The following is a 14810-nucleotide window of genomic DNA, read 5'->3' as shown; positions in this document are numbered from 1 at the left end:
AGCCTTGCAGGCATCTTCACTTAACCATTGATTGACATATTATTAACATCTTCAAGGAGGCCAGCCATGAGCCAAATACATACGTACCCTGTTCCCGCGAATATTGCGGAAAATACCCTGATTAATGCTCAGCAGTACCAGTCGATGTACCAGCAATCAGTGCAGGACCCCGATGCATTCTGGGGTGAGCAAGGCAAAATACTTGACTGGATCAAGCCTTACAGTACGGTGAAAAATACCTCTTTCGCCCCGGGTAATATTTCGATTCGCTGGTTTGAAGATGGCACCCTGAATCTGGCTGCCAACTGCCTGGATCGCCACCTGCAAACGCGCGGTGACCATCCGGCCATCATCTGGGAAGGCGATGACGCCAGCGAAAGTAAAACCCTCACCTATCGTGAACTCCATCGCGACGTGTGCCGCTTCGCCAATGTGCTGCAGGGGCTGGGCATCAATAAAGGCGACGTCGTAGCGATTTATATGCCGATGGTGCCGGAAGCAGCGGTTGCCATGCTGGCCTGTGCCCGCATTGGTGCCATTCATTCGGTCATTTTCGGCGGTTTCTCGCCGGAAGCCGTCGCCGGACGTATTATCGACAGCAACGCCAGACTGGTGATTACCGCCGATGAAGGTGTTCGTGCGGGTCGTAGCATCCCGCTGAAGAAGAACGTCGATGACGCGCTGAATAACCCTGCGGTGACCAGCGTGAAAAACGTGGTGGTATTTCGCCGCACAGGTCGCGATGGCGGCTGGAACAGCCAGCGCGACCTGTGGTGGCACGAACTGGTAGCCAACGCCAGCAGCGAGCACCAGCCGGTTGAAATGAACGCCGAAGATCCGCTGTTTATCCTCTACACCTCCGGTTCTACCGGCAAGCCGAAAGGCGTGCTGCACACCACCGGTGGCTATCTGGTGTATGCCGCCACCACCTTTAAGTACGTGTTTGATTACCATCCGGAAGATATTTACTGGTGTACCGCCGATGTCGGCTGGGTCACCGGCCACAGCTATCTGCTCTACGGGCCGCTGGCCTGCGGGGCAACCACGCTGATGTTCGAGGGCGTGCCAAACTGGCCAAAACCAAGCCGCATGGCGGAAGTGGTTGATAAGCATAAGGTGACAATTCTCTATACGGCACCGACGGCGGTCCGTGCGCTGATGGCCGAAGGCGATAAGGCGATTGAGGGTACCGATCGCTCTTCCCTGCGTATTCTGGGGTCAGTCGGCGAGCCGATTAACCCGGAAGCCTGGGAATGGTTCCACAAGAAAATTGGTAACGGGCGCTGCCCGATCTCGGATACCTGGTGGCAGACCGAAACCGGTGGCTTTATGATCACCCCACTGCCCGGAGCAACCACCCTGAAACCGGGTTCGGCCACCAAACCGTTCTTTGGCGTTCAGCCTGCGCTGGTCGACAACGAAGGCCACCCGCAGGAAGGTGCAACCGAAGGCAATCTGGTGATAACCGATTCATGGCCAGGCCAGGCGCGAACGCTGTTCGGCGATCATGAACGTTTTGAACAGACCTATTTCTCAACGTTTAAGAATATGTATTTCAGCGGTGACGGCGCGCGCCGTGACGCCGATGGCGACTACTGGATCACCGGCCGCGTTGACGATGTGCTGAACGTTTCCGGCCACCGCCTGGGTACCGCAGAGATCGAATCCGCGCTGGTATCGCACCCGAAAATTGCCGAAGCTGCCGTGGTTGGCATTCCTCACAGCCTGAAGGGCCAGGCGATTTATGCCTATATCACCCTGAACCACGGTGAGGAACCCTCGCCGGAACTGTACACCGAAGTGCGTAATTGGGTGCGTAAAGAGATTGGCCCAATTGCCACGCCGGATGTACTGCACTGGACCGATTCCCTGCCGAAAACCCGCTCCGGCAAGATCATGCGACGTATTCTGCGCAAAATCGCCACCGGGGATACCAGCAATCTTGGAGACACCTCAACGCTTGCCGATCCGGGCGTGGTGGAGAAACTGCTGGAAGAGAAACAAGCCATTAAAATGCCGTAAATCTGATGGGGGCCTCAGTGCCCCCATTGCGTAACTGCCGCAGAGCAGCCCGTCGTCTTTCGTCTTAATTTTCAGCACCATGAAGTTATAACAAGAAAACCAGGCCGTCGAAGCCATGCTTCTGCTATCCCGGTATAACTCTACCTCTGGAGACGCTGTGATGAACGATGTCATTTATCAACGCATAGAAAAAAGCGCCCGATTTAAAGAACTGGTCAGAAAACGCCAGAGCTTTGCCACCCTGCTGTCCCTGATTATGCTGGTGCTCTACGTCGGTTTTATTCTGCTGATTGCCTTTGCTCCCGGCTGGCTGGGCACGCCGCTGCATGACGGTACTAATGTCACGCGCGGTATCCCCATCGGCATCGGACTGATTGTTATCTCCTTTGTACTCACCGGCGTTTACGTCTGGCGCGCTAACGGCGAGTTCGACCGCCTGACCCGTGAATTGCTGAACGAGGTGAAAGGATGAAACTTCGCCGTCTCACGCTGGCTCTGCCAGCCCTGCTGCCTTTCGGTACACAGGCTGCCGATGCGATTACCGGTGCGGTTGAACGCCAGCCAACCAATGTTGAAGCCATTGTCATGTTCCTGATTTTTGTGGCTGCCACGCTGGGCATTACGTACTGGGCTTCCAAACGCACCCGATCCCGCAGTGATTACTACACCGCCGGCGGCAATATTACCGGTTTTCAAAACGGGCTGGCGATGGCCGGGGACTTTATGTCTGCCGCCTCGTTCCTTGGCATTTCCGCGCTGGTTTATACCTCCGGCTACGATGGCCTGATTTATTCACTCGGCTTCCTGGTCGGCTGGCCGATTATTCTGTTCCTGATCGCCGAGCGCCTGCGCAATCTGGGCCGCTACACCTTTGCCGATGTGGCCTCCTACCGCCTGAAGCAAAAGCCTATTCGCACCCTCTCCGCCTGCGGTTCACTGGTGGTAGTGGCGCTGTACCTGATTGCGCAGATGGTCGGGGCCGGTAAGCTGATCCAGCTGCTGTTTGGGCTGGACTACCACGTTGCGGTCGTGCTGGTCGGCATTCTGATGGTGATGTATGTGCTGTTCGGCGGCATGCTGGCCACCACTTGGGTGCAGATCATCAAAGCCGTGCTGCTGCTGTTCGGCGCCAGCTTTATGGCCATCATGGTGATGAAAACCGTCGGGTTCAGCTTCAATAACCTGTTTACCGAAGCGATGAAGGTCCACCCGAAAGGCATTGAGATTATGCGCCCCGGCGGGCTGGTGAAAGACCCGATATCCGCGCTGTCACTCGGCCTTGGCCTGATGTTCGGTACCGCAGGCCTGCCGCATATTCTGATGCGCTTCTTTACCGTCAGCGATGCCCGTGAGGCGCGTAAAAGCGTCTTTTATGCCACCGGCTTTATGGGCTACTTTTACTTCCTGACCTTCATCATTGGCTTCGGCGCGATCCTGCTGGTCGGTGCTAACCCGGCCTTCAAAGATGCCACTGGTGCGCTGATTGGCGGCAATAATATGGCCGCGGTTCATCTGGCCGACGCGGTTGGTGGCAGTATGTTCCTCGGCTTTATCTCAGCGGTGGCCTTCGCCACAATTCTGGCGGTGGTAGCCGGGCTAACCCTCGCGGGCGCATCGGCGGTTTCCCATGACCTTTACGCCAGCGTGTTCCGCAAAGGACAGGCGACCGAGCGTGAAGAGCTGAGAGTATCCAAAATTACCGTGCTGGTGCTCGGCGTGGTGGCGATTGCGCTGGGCATACTGTTTGAGAAGCAAAATATTGCGTTTATGGTCGGGCTGGCCTTCTCGATTGCTGCCAGCTGTAACTTCCCGATTATCCTGCTATCAATGTACTGGTCAAAACTGACCACGCGCGGTGCGATGGTCGGCGGCTGGCTGGGGCTGATTACCGCCGTCGTCCTGATGATCCTCGGCCCGACCGTTTGGGTACAGGTGCTGGGGCACGAGAAGCCGGTTTATCCTTATGAATATCCGGCGCTGTTCTCTATGCTGGCAGCCTTTATCGGCACCTGGCTGTTCTCCGTCACCGATAACTCAGCAGAAGGTGCGCAGGAACGTCTGCGCTTCCAGGCTCAGTTCGTCCGTTCACAAACCGGTATCGGCATTGAAGGCGGCAAAGGGCATTAACCGATCGCTACAGGGGCGGGCCGGATGCCTGCCCCATCACGGATAAGCCACGGCCTGGATGGATGATTAATGATCCAATTTGGCAAGTTCATCTTCCGACAGGCCGGTAATGTCTGCTACCGTCTGCCGCTCGAATCCCTTCGCCAGCATTTTTCTCGCCAGGGATCTTGTGACATCCATCGCCCCCTCAAGGCGGCCTTTTCTCAGCCCCCTTTCCATGCCTTTTTCAATCCCTTTTTCCTCTCCCTGTTCAAAAAAAAACTGATTGCCGTTCTGCTCAAACCATTCTGCCAGCCTCATCATTCCCTCCTTGTATCCAGACGTTCGGCGAGACAACTCCTGAGCAAAGGCATGCGGTGAGGGCGTCCTGCCAACCTGTAACATATAATTGAACAGCGGTTTCAACTGCTCCTCGCCAGTGTAGCCAGCGAACATTAGCGTGACCAGCGGCTCCAGCAACTCCGAAAGATCGCGCTGGCGAATATGCTTCTGCAGCAGTTCCAGTATCGCCATTCGGCGATGTTGCATGATTTCATCATCCGCAATAACCGTCACATCAACCAGTGGGAAGTCACCACCGTAGAGCTGAGCTGCCCGCTGCGGATCGCTAAACGCCTGCAGCCAGCTCATCGAATAGGGATAAGGCGTGACCCGACCGTGATAAAAAAGTATCGGCACCACCAGCGGCAGAGTCTCATTTCCGGCATCAAGATGGCGCTGCATGACGGCAATGGCGTAACGCATTAATCGAAAGGCCATTAGCCTGTCGGGCGTGCTTTGATGTTCAATCAGCGTGTAAATATAGCCCTCACCGTTGAGGGTTTTGACCGTATCCACGTGGCCTAATATCTTTTTAAAAATCGCATCATGCGGCGTTGGCGTTTGAGTTCCTTTCATCGCCGCAAGATGATTTATTTTTCAGAGGCGGGAAAGGAGAATTTTTATTTATTCTCTGCGCCTGCGGCAGCCATTCCTTTTTTATGAAAACGGTATGCATTCGATAATAAAAAAACCGAGCGCTGTCCGAAAGTCATCATTTACTATTTCAGTTAAAACCGCCGGGAGTATATTTTAAATTTAAAAGAACAGCAGAATAAACGGGACGAAAACAGGCTCAATGCCCGTTCTCACCCCGTTCCGCTTCAGCCGCGCAGGTTTGCGCGGTTCGAAGTATAAGACTGCCCGATTAGAAGTGCAGCGCGGCACCGACGTAAGGACCGTCGGCCACAACGTTGTCTTTACGGCCGTCTTTACCGTTCATGGTCATGTACTTGTAACCTACATTCACATCAATCAGCGAGATCGGCTGGAAGCTAACACCGGCAGAGGCTTCCTGGTAGTTATCGATATGGCTGGAGAAGGAGTCAGGCGAGTAGAAGTACTGGCCGTAGACATTGAACATTTTGGTAACCGGCACCTTCACACCGCCACCAACGGCGATGGCATAGCCATCTTTGGTGTCTTTCGGGTTGGTCGACATGGCTTTGATGGTTGGGGACAGCATCACATCACCGATCGCCACGTTATAGCCGAGACCCAGGCTGCTGACGTTGCCATCATGATCGCTGCGCAGCCAGTCACCGGATAAGGCAAAACCCGGAGTACTGGTGCCCAGGCCGACGTGTACGTCGGTGTAATCTTTGCCGACGCTCACGCCGCCATCAATCGCCTGAGCCGTTCCTGCCAGCGCCAGCAGCGCCAGAGCGCCGGTTGTCATTGCCACTTTTTTCATTGTTCTCTCCCAATTAATTTTACTCACGCCTGAAAACGGCGGTGGTGCAGCGTAAACCAACTGTTTTAAGAATTATATGAGAAAGAACTAAATGGTAATAAATTTGATTAATCTTACAAAAGAGTGAGTAACCAGATATTTCCGTCAGGCGCTGACCCACATAATATGGCCGACTATCGGCGCGATAATCACCGTCAGCACCCCGGAAAGCATCATTACCAGGCTGGACACCACGCCCTCCTGCGGGCCGAGTTCGTAGGCTCGCGCGGTACCGGCACCGTGAGAGGCAGCACCGAAGCCTGCGCCTTTCGCCATGCCCTGTTTGATCGCCAGGCGCAGGAACAGCAGGTCACCGACCGCCATGCCGAAGACCCCGGTGATCACCACAAATAGCGCCACCAGATCGGGTTTACCGCCCAGCTGTTCAGCCGCCGCCAGCGCAAAAGGCGTGGTGATCGAGCGCACCGCCAGGCTGCGCTGGATCTCTTCCGGCAGCGTCAGCAGGCGCGCCAGCCACACCGAGCTGCAGATTGCCACCAGCGTAGCGGTAATCACCCCGGCAGTCAGCGACAGCCAGTGGCGTCGGATAATCGCCGTGTTTTCATAGACCGGCACCGCGAAAGCCAGCGTCGCCGGGCCGAGCAGCCACAGCAGCCAGCGGCTTTCGCCAATATAGTCCTGCCAGCTGATATGGGTGACCACCAGTAACGCCACCAGCACCATTGGGGTCATCACCAGCGGCATCAGTAGCAGACGATGCCAGCGGCGATACAGCCGTTTATTAGCAAAGTAAATCAGCAGGGTTGCGGCCAGGCACAGCACGCTCAGGACAAAATCATTCATGGTGCTGCCTCTGCTGTTTACGCGCGGCCAGCCACAGCTCAAAACGGCTGACCCGATCGACGACGATGCTGGTTGCCGCCAGCACCAGCAGCGTGCTGAGGGTAATCACCAGCAGGATACGCCAGCCCTCAACGCGCAGCAGTTCAGAGTAGTTCACCACCGCTACGACCGCCGGAATGAAGAACAGCAGCATTTCGGCCAGCAGCCAGTTAGACCCGGCCTTCACCCAGCCAATGGGCAGGATGCGCAGCATGATCATCGCCAACAGCAGCAGCATACCGACGATATTGGCCGGCAGCGGGAGGTGCAGCCAGCTCACCAGATGTTGTGAAAAAACAAACAAACCGACATACAGCATCACCTGTAGCGGAACCTGAACCCGTAGCAGCCAGCCCGTTTTCACCGGGTCTGTCATGGTGGCCATCGCTTTATTACCTCTTTGGCAGCAATTTTGCTGTGATTATTATAAAGGGGTAACAAAGCGTGAAAAAAATGACTTAATATTATTCCAACTATGCCAAACAGGAATGATTATGGACGTTCGCGCCCTGCGCTATTTTGTTGAGGTTGTCCGCCAGCAAAGCTTTACCCGGGCCGCCGAACAGCTGTATGTCACCCAGCCGACCATCAGCAAAATGCTGCGCCAGCTGGAGGATGAACTCGGCTGTACCCTGTTAATGCGCGAGGGCCGCAAGCTGCACCTGACCGATACCGGCCAGGCGGTCTATCAGCGCGGGCTGACCATTTTGCAGGAGTTCAAGCAGCTGGAAGCGGAAATCAGCGATCTTAACGAGCTGAAAACCGGCGAACTGCGGCTGGGTATTCCGCCGATGGTCGGCATGCAGATCGCCGGGTCGATCTCCGCTTTCCGCCAGCGCTATCCCGGCGTGGAGCTGAAAATTTCCGAATTCGGCGGCCTGACCGTTCAGCAGGCGGTGCTGTCAGGCAGCCTGGATATCGCCATGACCGCCCTGCCGGTAGCCGACGATCTGCCGCTTAACGCACTGCCGCTGATGAGCCATCCGCTGTGCGTGCTGGTGCCGCGTACCGAAGCCTGGCTGCGGCGCACGCACCTCAAACTCAGCGAACTGGCCGGGCAGCCGATTCTCATCTACAACGAAGAGTTCTCCCTTAACCGCCAGCTGATGCGCGCTTTTCAGGCCAGCGGCTTCACGCCGCAGATCGCCGTCCGCAGCGGGCAGTGGGACTTTCTGGCGGCGATGGTACAGGCCGGAATGGGCGTAGCTATCCTGCCCGAGCCGATCTGCCAGCGGCTGGATAAAAGCCAGCTGCTGTGGCTGCCGCTGGAGTCGGACCTGGTGTGGAAGCTGGGGCTGATCTGGCGGGAGGGAAGCTATCTGTCGCGCAGCGCCCAGGCGTGGATTGCCTGCTGCCGCGAGTTCTGGCCGGACAGCACGCCAGGACTGGCGGTTTAACATCATAAAAAAGGGCGGCCATTTCAACGGCCGCCCTGTACAATATTACTCTTCTTTTTCGCTCAGCAGCGTTTCCAGCAGGTCAAGGTCGTGCAGCAGCTTTTGCATCGTTTCGTCGCTGATCTGTTGCGTAGCACGCAGGTGATACAGCTCGCCGCGCTCGGCACGCAGGCCGGTCAGGCGGAAGCGACGTTCCAGATTCTCCGCATACAGCGCGCGCTCCAGATCCTCTTTGCCATCCACCCGGCGGCGCAGATTACCAATCACCCGCGAACTGACCTCTTTCAGCAGCTCAGGGTCGGAAGTCTCTTCGCTATCGGCCAGCAGGCGCTCTTCCATTTTGTACAGGCTTTCAATCGCCGTTCCGGCCATGACCGCTCGTGCCATCTGCACTTCACGGCGGTGACCCGTTTTATCGGTCCCTTCAATCCCACGCAGCAGCAGCGGTAAGATCACCACGCCCACCAGCAGGGAGAAGAGGATCACGCCGGTCGCGAGAAACACCAGCTCATAGCGTGCCGGGAAGTCGTTGCCGTTGCTTAACAGCAGCGGAATCGACAGCACACCAGCGAGGGTAATCGCACCGCGCACGCCAGCGAAGGAGGCGATCAGCAGCTCACGGGTGGTATAGCTGGAAAACTCCATCGGGCGCTTCTTCAGCATATGGCGGCTGATGTAACGCATGCCCCATAGCCAGCCAAAGCGCACCAGCATCAGCGCGGCGTAAATGGTGACAACGGAAGCAAATAGCGCCCACAGTTCCACGTTGGGATCGGCATCGGCCTGCCGCACGGAAATCTCCAGAATGCCCGGCAGCTGCAGGCCCAGCATCAGGAACACCATGCCGTTAAAGACGAATTCCAGCATCTGCCAGGCCCCGTTGGCGCGCAGGCGCATCGCCAGCGGAGCCTGGCGGATAATGCCGGAGCGGGAGATGGTCATCCCGGCGGCGACCGAGGCCAGAATGCCGGAAACGCCAATGTGTTCCGCAATCAGGTAGGAGGCAAACGGCAGCAGCAGCAGCAGCACGGTCTGCGTTGCCGGGTCGTCACCGCTCCAGCGGCTGAACAGGCGCAGGGATTTACCGTACAGCCAGCAGATAGCGATACCCGCCAGCAGGCCGCCAATCGCCACCTTGAGGAATTCCAGCGAGGCGCCGGAAACGGTAAACACCATAGTGCCCATCGCCACCGCGACGGCAAACTTCAGCGATACCAGGCCCGATGCGTCGTTCATCAACGCTTCGCCCTGCAGGATCGCCATAATCTTTTTCGGGATGCGCCCTTCCCCAACGATGCCGGACAGCGCCACGGCATCGGTCGGTGACAGCACCGCCGCCAGGGCAAACGCCGGGATCAGCGGGATGCCCGGAACCAGCCAGTAAATCAGGTAGCCAATCCCCACCACGGTAATCAGTACCAGCACCAGCGCCAGGCCGATAATCTCGCGCCCGTGGTGCAAAAATTCACTGGTGGGGGTTTTCCAGCCGTCGGCAAACAGCAGCGGCGGGATAAACAGCACTAAGAACAGCTCCGGGTCAAAATCGACATGCAAACCAAACGTCGGCCAGGCAAGCAGCGCGCCCACGGCGATTTGAACCAGCGGCAGGGGGATTTGAAATGGGATCATTCGCGCGGCGACGCCCGACAGCGAAACGACCAGCATCAGGATCAGGATGGTAAAGAAGATTTCCATGTTTTCCTTTATTTATCTTCCAGTTGTGTGCAGGTGAACGCCGGCAAGGCAAGAGCCATGCCCTATCCGGCAGCGCCGTAAGACACTGGTTATAGTAAAGCAAATAAATAAACTGATGAAAAACAGGATGTGCGTCGAGGGGAAAATTCAGTGACATCTGAAGGTGGGGCCGAAGATTTCGGCCCCGGAACAGGATTAAATCGCCCAGCCGCCCGCATAGAAGGCAACCAGTATTACCGCGATAACCACGGTGCCGATATTCAGCTTGCGCCATTCACCGGCCACAATGCGGCCAATCACCAGCGAACCGAAACCGATCATAATGCCGGTCACAATGTTGCAGGTCAGCACGATAAATACCGCGGCCAGCAGGCCGGACATCGCATCAACGAAATCATCGAAGTCGATTTTCGACACGTTGCTCAGCATCAACAGGCCAACGTACATCAGCGCAGGTGCGGTCGCATAGCCCGGTACCAGATACGCCAGCGGCGACAGGAACAGGATCAGCAGGAACAGCACGCCAACCACCACCGCCGTCAGGCCGGTTTTACCGCCCGCCGCCGTACCGGCCGCAGACTCGATATACACCGCCGCAGGCGCTGCGCCCACCAGACCGGAGAAGATGCTGCTCACCGAGTCGCTGGTCAGCGCTTTACCGCCGTCGATAATCTGATTGTTTTTATCCAGCAGGTTCGCCTGACCGGCAACGGCGCGAATGGTGCCGGTGGCATCAAATACCGCCGTCATCACCAGCGCCAGCACGCTTGGCAGTACCGCAGGCTGCAACGCACCGAGAATGTCCAGGCTGAACACCAGAGAGTTGCCCTGCGCATCGCTCAGGCTCGGCATGGCAAACAGGCCCTGGTATTTCACTGAAGGATCAAAGATCAGCCCAATCACTGAAATTCCGATAATGGTTAACAGGATGCCACCGGGGACGCGGCGTTTTTCCAGACCAAAAATCACCGCCAACCCCAGCAGCGACATAATTACCGGGAAGGAGACGAAGTGACCCAGCGCTACCGGCAGGCCCGGAGCCGGGTTTTTTACGACCAGGCCAACGCCGTCGGCGGCAATCAGCAGCAGGAACAGACCGATACCTACGCCAGTACCGTGCGCCACGCCCATCGGTAAATTGCGCAGTATCCAGGCGCGAATCCCGGTTGCGGAGATGACGGTAAACAGGATACCCATCAGGAACACCGCGCCCAGCGCAACCGGCACGCTAATCTGCTGACCCAACACCAGACTAAAGGCGGTGAAGGCAGTCAGGGAGATGGCGCAGCCGATAGCCATTGGCAAATTCGCCCACAGTCCCATCAACAATGAGCCAAATCCGGCAACCAGACAGGTGGCAACAAATACCGCCGTCGGTGAGAAACCGGCTTTGCCCAGCATGCCCGGCACCACAATGACCGAATACACCATGGCCAGAAACGTGGTCAGACCGGCCAGAACTTCGGTACGCACGCTGCTACCGCGCGCGGATATTTTGAACCAGGTGTCTAACGTACCACCGGCCGGTTTAGAAGGAGTCGACATAGTAATCCCCTGAAATTTCTTATGAACTATTGCTGCGTGGCACCGTTGAAGCAAATGGACGTAAACGTTTGCGTCTTCGATGCAATATTCACGAGAAAAAGAATAAGGTTTCCTTTTTTCGTGTTTATAACCGCGTAATTTAGATGCTTAATTAAAAGGCAAACGATTATCCAGCGTTTAACGGTCTGTTTTCAACACCTGTTCACGGTTATCTTTATTTATTCCATAATCGGCAACTCGGTGATTCAACGTGAATCCCGGCTTAAAAGAAACTTTATAGAGATACGCGGTACGGCAAAAATAGCGCTTTCTTATGAACAGCTGAGAAAGCGCGAAAAATCCGTCAGGAGAGAGTGATTTCACCGCCCTTTTGCAACGCACGCTGCCAGGCACCGCGATGCTGAATTTTATCCAGCCAGTTTTGAATCCCCGGGCTGTCTGCACGACCACCTCGCGCGGTCAGCGCCAGCAGTGGAAAGCTCATCTGCACGTCGGCAATGCTGAAGCGGCTGCCGGCAAACCACGCATGCTGCGCCAGGTGCTGCTCGATGAACTTCCGATGGGTGGCCAGCTGCTTGTCCAGATACGCTTTCTGCACCCCTTTGCCAAACGCGCTGCCAACCGGCCTGAGCAGCCAGGGCACCGGTGCCTGACCCATCCGGCTGAAAATCAGCTTCATCACCAGCAGCGGCATCAGCGATCCTTCGGCATAGTGCAGCCAATAGCGGGATTGCAGCTGCTCCTCTTCTTCTATTAAAGTCAGCCTTTCTTCGTCGTCATAGCGCGACTCAAGGTACTCCAGAATCGCGCCGGACTCGGCAATCACCCGGTTGCCATCGGTGATAACCGGTGATTTCCCCAGCGGATGGATTTTTTTCAGCGCTTCGGGGGCCAGCATGCTCGGCTCTCGCTGATAGCGCTTGATCTGATAAGGCACGTCCAGCTCTTCCAGCAGCCACAGCACGCGCTGCGAACGGGAGTTGTTCAGATGATGTACGGTGATCATGCTCGCTCCTGTCAACGCCAAATCTGAAGTATAGGTTTGGCTCAGCTGCTTTTCACATCCAGCAGGATCGCCCCGGTCCCCTGTTCGCTCAGTCGGTCATTCGGGTTACGCAGCGGGCAGTCTTCCATGGAGAGGCAACCGCAGCCGATGCAGCCATCCAGATCGTCACGCAGGTGGGTGAGCATTTCGATACGGCTATCCAGCTCGTCGCGCCACTGCTTCGACAGCACCGCCCACTCTCTCGGCGACATGCGTTTACCCGGCGGGAACTGCATTAAGTTGTCGCCAATTGTCGCCAGCGGAATGCCGATACGCTGGGCAATCTTGATAATCGCCACCCGGCGCAGCACGTCTCGCGTATAGCGGCGCTGATTCCCCGCGTTGCGATGGCTGCTGATTAATCCTTTGCTTTCATAGAAATGCAGCGCAGAAACTGCGACACCGCAGCGCTGCGCCACGTCGCCGGGGGTCAGTTCACGCTTGTTGGGGGAGTTGCCGCTTTTTTTCATTTAGCTCTTTACCTCAAGTTAACTTGAGGAATTATACTCAGCCTCCATTGAAAGGGCGAGATGCGTGTTCCATCGTGCCCATCCGTTTCTGATACGTCAGTTGTTATGGCGGCCAGATTTGACGCAGAACCAGGGAGAAAAATGTATGCATGATGACATCATCCGCACCCTTACCGACTGGATCGAAAGCAATCTTGATAAAACGCTGTCGATTGATGAAGTGGCGGCCAAATCGGGCTATTCGAAATGGCATCTACAGCGCATGTTCCGCACCGTAACCAAGCAAACGCTGGGGGGCTATATTCGCGAGCGCCGCCTGACGCTGGCGGCAGAAGAGCTGCGGAAAACCCAGCGCCCGGTGTTTGATATCGCCATGCAGTATGGCTACGACTCACAGCAGACTTTTTCCCGCGTGTTCCGCCGTCAGTTCTCGCAAACGCCGACCGCCTATCGCCACACCATGCGTCGCCAGGCACTCCAGCGCGGCAGCTGGAATTTCGACTGTAGCGACTTTGCGATGAGCGGATTTTCGCGCAGCAGCAGTAAAGTCAGCACCGTCTGCAACTGACCCGCCCGGGTCAGCACGGTGCCGCCTCTCTCTCCGGTGGCACCCCGGGGGTCAGTTCCCAGAACGACGGGGACAAGAACCAGCCACCGCCCCGCTGTTTAATCTGATACATCGCGCTGTCCGCCTGGGCAAGCAGCACCTCAGTACTCTGATGGTGCTTGCCTAAGGCAACGCCAATACTCAGCGTCTGAGGTAATAGCGTACCGTCACCCAGTTTTACAGGCTGCCGCATCTCGGCAGTGATATCCCGTGCCACCTGCGCCGCCTGCTCTTCGCGATCGATCGACGTCAGCAGAATGGCAAACTCGTCGCCGCCGAGCCTCGCCACCAGATCGTCTTTACGCAGCCGGGCCCGAAGCCGCTGAGCGACAACCCTCAGCACCCTGTCGCCCGCCGCATGGCCGAACCGATCGTTGACCTCTTTGAAGCGGTTGCCGTCGATAAACAGTACGGCAATGCGCTGACGCTCCCGAAGATCCAACCAGCGTTTCTCCAGCTGATAGGTAAACGCCGCGCGGTTGGGTAAACCGGTTAGCGTGTCGTGCAGCGCCTGATGGGCAAGCGTGTCATTCTCGCGCGTCAGGTGATGATGCCAGCGCTCCAGCTCCGCATTTAGCCGCCGGGTGAGGAAGCTGGCAATCAGCCCGCTGACCAACAGCGCCACGCTCAGCAGCAGCAGCAGTGGCCATAGATAGAAAGGCAGCTGCCCGCCCTGATGCGGTTTTTCCAGCGCCATTGCCAGCAATGAAATCAGCCCCGCCAGCAGGGCAACCGCCGCAATAATCAGATGGATGCGGTGGAATGATTTCCGCAGCGTCGGCAGCGTGCGCGACGGTGCAGCGGCAGGCGGGCTGTCATCCCGATCAATATTCATGTTTATGTCCTCCCTGAAAGCGGCCCTCAGGCCGGCTCCCGCAGCGCTTCGACCTGCGTAATACGCCCGTCGCTGTCGTGATACACCCGCAGCATATCGCTGCCGCTCAGCAGGCTGACATCCTGCTGGCTGATGTCAAAACTGCGTGCCACCTCTACCGGCTCCAGCCCAGGCCTGCGCCGACGGCGCTCGATGCGAAAACGCAGCTGGTTATACTTGGCCCAGCCGATCAGCAGCAGCGCATTAAACAGCCCGATGCCGATATACAGCGTCAGCGTACTCAGCCCGGAAACCAGCGGACGCGGGCCGCTGAAGGGCATGGTTTGCAGGACTTTGAGCAGCCCGGTGGTAAACAGCCAGATAAAGCCGCCCCAGCCAAACAGCGTGAGCACAAAATCGATAGCGCGCGGCACCCAGCCGCGCGGGGTGAAAATCAACGGATTCGCCATAGTT

The 14810-nt window shown here is 56.9% G+C and carries 15 protein-coding genes; 5 read left to right on the top strand and 10 right to left on the bottom strand.

From position 1 onward, the window contains the following. Positions 1 to 66 precede the first annotated feature (66 nt). The 3 genes from acs (at position 67) to actP (ending at position 4149) form a co-directional block, all read left to right on the top strand. A complete protein-coding gene (acs, locus tag OMR58_RS02715; protein WP_200560522.1) occupies positions 67 to 2022 on the top strand; it encodes an acetate--CoA ligase in 1956 nt (651 codons plus the stop codon). Between the two features lie 160 nt (positions 2023 to 2182). Further along, positions 2183 to 2494 carry a DUF485 domain-containing protein gene (locus OMR58_RS02710; protein ID WP_105592198.1) on the top strand — a complete coding sequence of 104 codons (312 nt, stop codon included), beginning with the start codon at positions 2183 to 2185 and terminating at the stop codon, positions 2492 to 2494. After that, positions 2491 to 4149, top strand: coding sequence for a cation/acetate symporter ActP (gene actP / locus OMR58_RS02705; RefSeq protein WP_264545227.1), 1659 nt, complete (start codon positions 2491 to 2493; stop codon positions 4147 to 4149). The genes OMR58_RS02710 and actP overlap by 4 nt, the downstream gene beginning before the upstream one ends. A gap of 66 nt (positions 4150 to 4215) precedes the next feature. On the opposite strand, the gene OMR58_RS02700 is transcribed toward actP, so the two are convergent. From OMR58_RS02700 to OMR58_RS02685, 4 genes are all read right to left on the bottom strand, one after another. Continuing rightward, positions 4216 to 5046: an Rpn family recombination-promoting nuclease/putative transposase gene (locus tag OMR58_RS02700; protein ID WP_264545226.1), complete on the bottom strand. Its 831-nt coding sequence runs from the start codon at positions 5044 to 5046 to the stop codon at positions 4216 to 4218. Positions 5047 to 5335: 289 nt separating this feature from the next. After that, a complete protein-coding gene (locus tag OMR58_RS02695) occupies positions 5336 to 5881 on the bottom strand; it encodes a YfaZ family outer membrane protein (RefSeq protein ID WP_105592201.1) in 546 nt (181 codons plus the stop codon). 144 nt (positions 5882 to 6025) lie between these two features. After that, a complete protein-coding gene (locus tag OMR58_RS02690) occupies positions 6026 to 6724 on the bottom strand; it encodes an LrgB family protein (protein WP_264545225.1) in 699 nt (232 codons plus the stop codon). Further along, positions 6717 to 7148 (bottom strand): CidA/LrgA family protein, encoded by a 432-nt coding sequence (locus OMR58_RS02685; RefSeq protein ID WP_172606570.1) that lies wholly within the window; start codon positions 7146 to 7148, stop codon positions 6717 to 6719. The genes OMR58_RS02690 and OMR58_RS02685 overlap by 8 nt, the downstream gene beginning before the upstream one ends. 109 nt (positions 7149 to 7257) lie before the next feature. Here OMR58_RS02685 and OMR58_RS02680 point away from each other — a divergent pair, with 109 nt between their 5' ends. Then, a complete protein-coding gene (locus OMR58_RS02680) occupies positions 7258 to 8160 on the top strand; it encodes a LysR family transcriptional regulator (RefSeq protein ID WP_205065746.1) in 903 nt (300 codons plus the stop codon). A gap of 45 nt (positions 8161 to 8205) precedes the next feature. Here the strand turns inward: OMR58_RS02680 and OMR58_RS02675 are convergent, their stop codons facing one another. From OMR58_RS02675 to soxR, 4 genes are all read right to left on the bottom strand, one after another. Further along, positions 8206 to 9855, bottom strand: a complete 1650-nt coding sequence (locus tag OMR58_RS02675) for a Na+/H+ antiporter (protein WP_264545224.1) — start codon at positions 9853 to 9855, stop codon at positions 8206 to 8208. A 195-nt stretch (positions 9856 to 10050) separates the two neighbouring features. Further along, positions 10051 to 11400, bottom strand: coding sequence for an NCS2 family permease (locus tag OMR58_RS02670; protein WP_200543124.1), 1350 nt, complete (start codon positions 11398 to 11400; stop codon positions 10051 to 10053). Positions 11401 to 11743: 343 nt separating this feature from the next. Beyond that, positions 11744 to 12406, bottom strand: a complete 663-nt coding sequence (locus OMR58_RS02665; RefSeq protein ID WP_200560517.1) for a glutathione S-transferase family protein — start codon at positions 12404 to 12406, stop codon at positions 11744 to 11746. Between the two features lie 41 nt (positions 12407 to 12447). Continuing rightward, on the bottom strand, positions 12448 to 12915 hold the full coding sequence (soxR, locus tag OMR58_RS02660; protein WP_105592207.1) for a redox-sensitive transcriptional activator SoxR: 468 nt from the start codon (positions 12913 to 12915) through the stop codon (positions 12448 to 12450). A gap of 145 nt (positions 12916 to 13060) precedes the next feature. On the opposite strand from soxR, the gene soxS reads away from it, so the two are divergent. Further along, positions 13061 to 13483 (top strand): superoxide response transcriptional regulator SoxS, encoded by a 423-nt coding sequence (soxS, locus tag OMR58_RS02655; RefSeq protein ID WP_105592208.1) that lies wholly within the window; start codon positions 13061 to 13063, stop codon positions 13481 to 13483. Between the two features lie 10 nt (positions 13484 to 13493). Here soxS and OMR58_RS02650 read toward each other — a convergent pair whose 3' ends face one another. Beyond that, positions 13494 to 14357: a GGDEF domain-containing protein gene (locus tag OMR58_RS02650; protein ID WP_200560516.1), complete on the bottom strand. Its 864-nt coding sequence runs from the start codon at positions 14355 to 14357 to the stop codon at positions 13494 to 13496. 26 nt (positions 14358 to 14383) lie between these two features. Then, complete coding sequence (pgaD, locus tag OMR58_RS02645; RefSeq protein WP_200560515.1) at positions 14384 to 14806, bottom strand: poly-beta-1,6-N-acetyl-D-glucosamine biosynthesis protein PgaD; 423 nt, start codon at positions 14804 to 14806, stop codon at positions 14384 to 14386. Positions 14807 to 14810: the final 4 nt, after the last annotated feature.

Source organism: Erwinia sp. INIA01 (assembly GCF_025947915.1).
GTDB lineage: Bacteria > Pseudomonadota > Gammaproteobacteria > Enterobacterales > Enterobacteriaceae > Erwinia > Erwinia coffeiphila.
The sequence above is the reverse complement of the archived record's forward strand: the minus strand, read 5'-3'. Positions and strand labels throughout refer to the sequence as shown.

Excerpts from the sequence above, each read along its gene's own strand:
- acs (WP_200560522.1), top strand. The coding sequence starts at position 67 with ATGAGCCAAATACATACGTACCCTGTTCCCGCGAATATTGCGGAAAAT.
- OMR58_RS02710 (WP_105592198.1), top strand. The coding sequence starts at position 2,183 with ATGAACGATGTCATTTATCAACGCATAGAAAAAAGCGCCCGATTTAAA.
- actP (WP_264545227.1), top strand. The coding sequence starts at position 2,491 with ATGAAACTTCGCCGTCTCACGCTGGCTCTGCCAGCCCTGCTGCCTTTC.
- OMR58_RS02700 (WP_264545226.1), bottom strand. The coding sequence starts at position 5,046 with ATGAAAGGAACTCAAACGCCAACGCCGCATGATGCGATTTTTAAAAAG.
- OMR58_RS02695 (WP_105592201.1), bottom strand. The coding sequence starts at position 5,881 with ATGAAAAAAGTGGCAATGACAACCGGCGCTCTGGCGCTGCTGGCGCTG.
- OMR58_RS02690 (WP_264545225.1), bottom strand. The coding sequence starts at position 6,724 with ATGAATGATTTTGTCCTGAGCGTGCTGTGCCTGGCCGCAACCCTGCTG.
- OMR58_RS02685 (WP_172606570.1), bottom strand. The coding sequence starts at position 7,148 with ATGGCCACCATGACAGACCCGGTGAAAACGGGCTGGCTGCTACGGGTT.
- OMR58_RS02680 (WP_205065746.1), top strand. The coding sequence starts at position 7,258 with ATGGACGTTCGCGCCCTGCGCTATTTTGTTGAGGTTGTCCGCCAGCAA.
- OMR58_RS02675 (WP_264545224.1), bottom strand. The coding sequence starts at position 9,855 with ATGGAAATCTTCTTTACCATCCTGATCCTGATGCTGGTCGTTTCGCTG.
- OMR58_RS02670 (WP_200543124.1), bottom strand. The coding sequence starts at position 11,400 with ATGTCGACTCCTTCTAAACCGGCCGGTGGTACGTTAGACACCTGGTTC.
- OMR58_RS02665 (WP_200560517.1), bottom strand. The coding sequence starts at position 12,406 with ATGATCACCGTACATCATCTGAACAACTCCCGTTCGCAGCGCGTGCTG.
- soxR (WP_105592207.1), bottom strand. The coding sequence starts at position 12,915 with ATGAAAAAAAGCGGCAACTCCCCCAACAAGCGTGAACTGACCCCCGGC.
- soxS (WP_105592208.1), top strand. The coding sequence starts at position 13,061 with ATGCATGATGACATCATCCGCACCCTTACCGACTGGATCGAAAGCAAT.
- OMR58_RS02650 (WP_200560516.1), bottom strand. The coding sequence starts at position 14,357 with ATGAATATTGATCGGGATGACAGCCCGCCTGCCGCTGCACCGTCGCGC.
- pgaD (WP_200560515.1), bottom strand. The coding sequence starts at position 14,806 with ATGGCGAATCCGTTGATTTTCACCCCGCGCGGCTGGGTGCCGCGCGCT.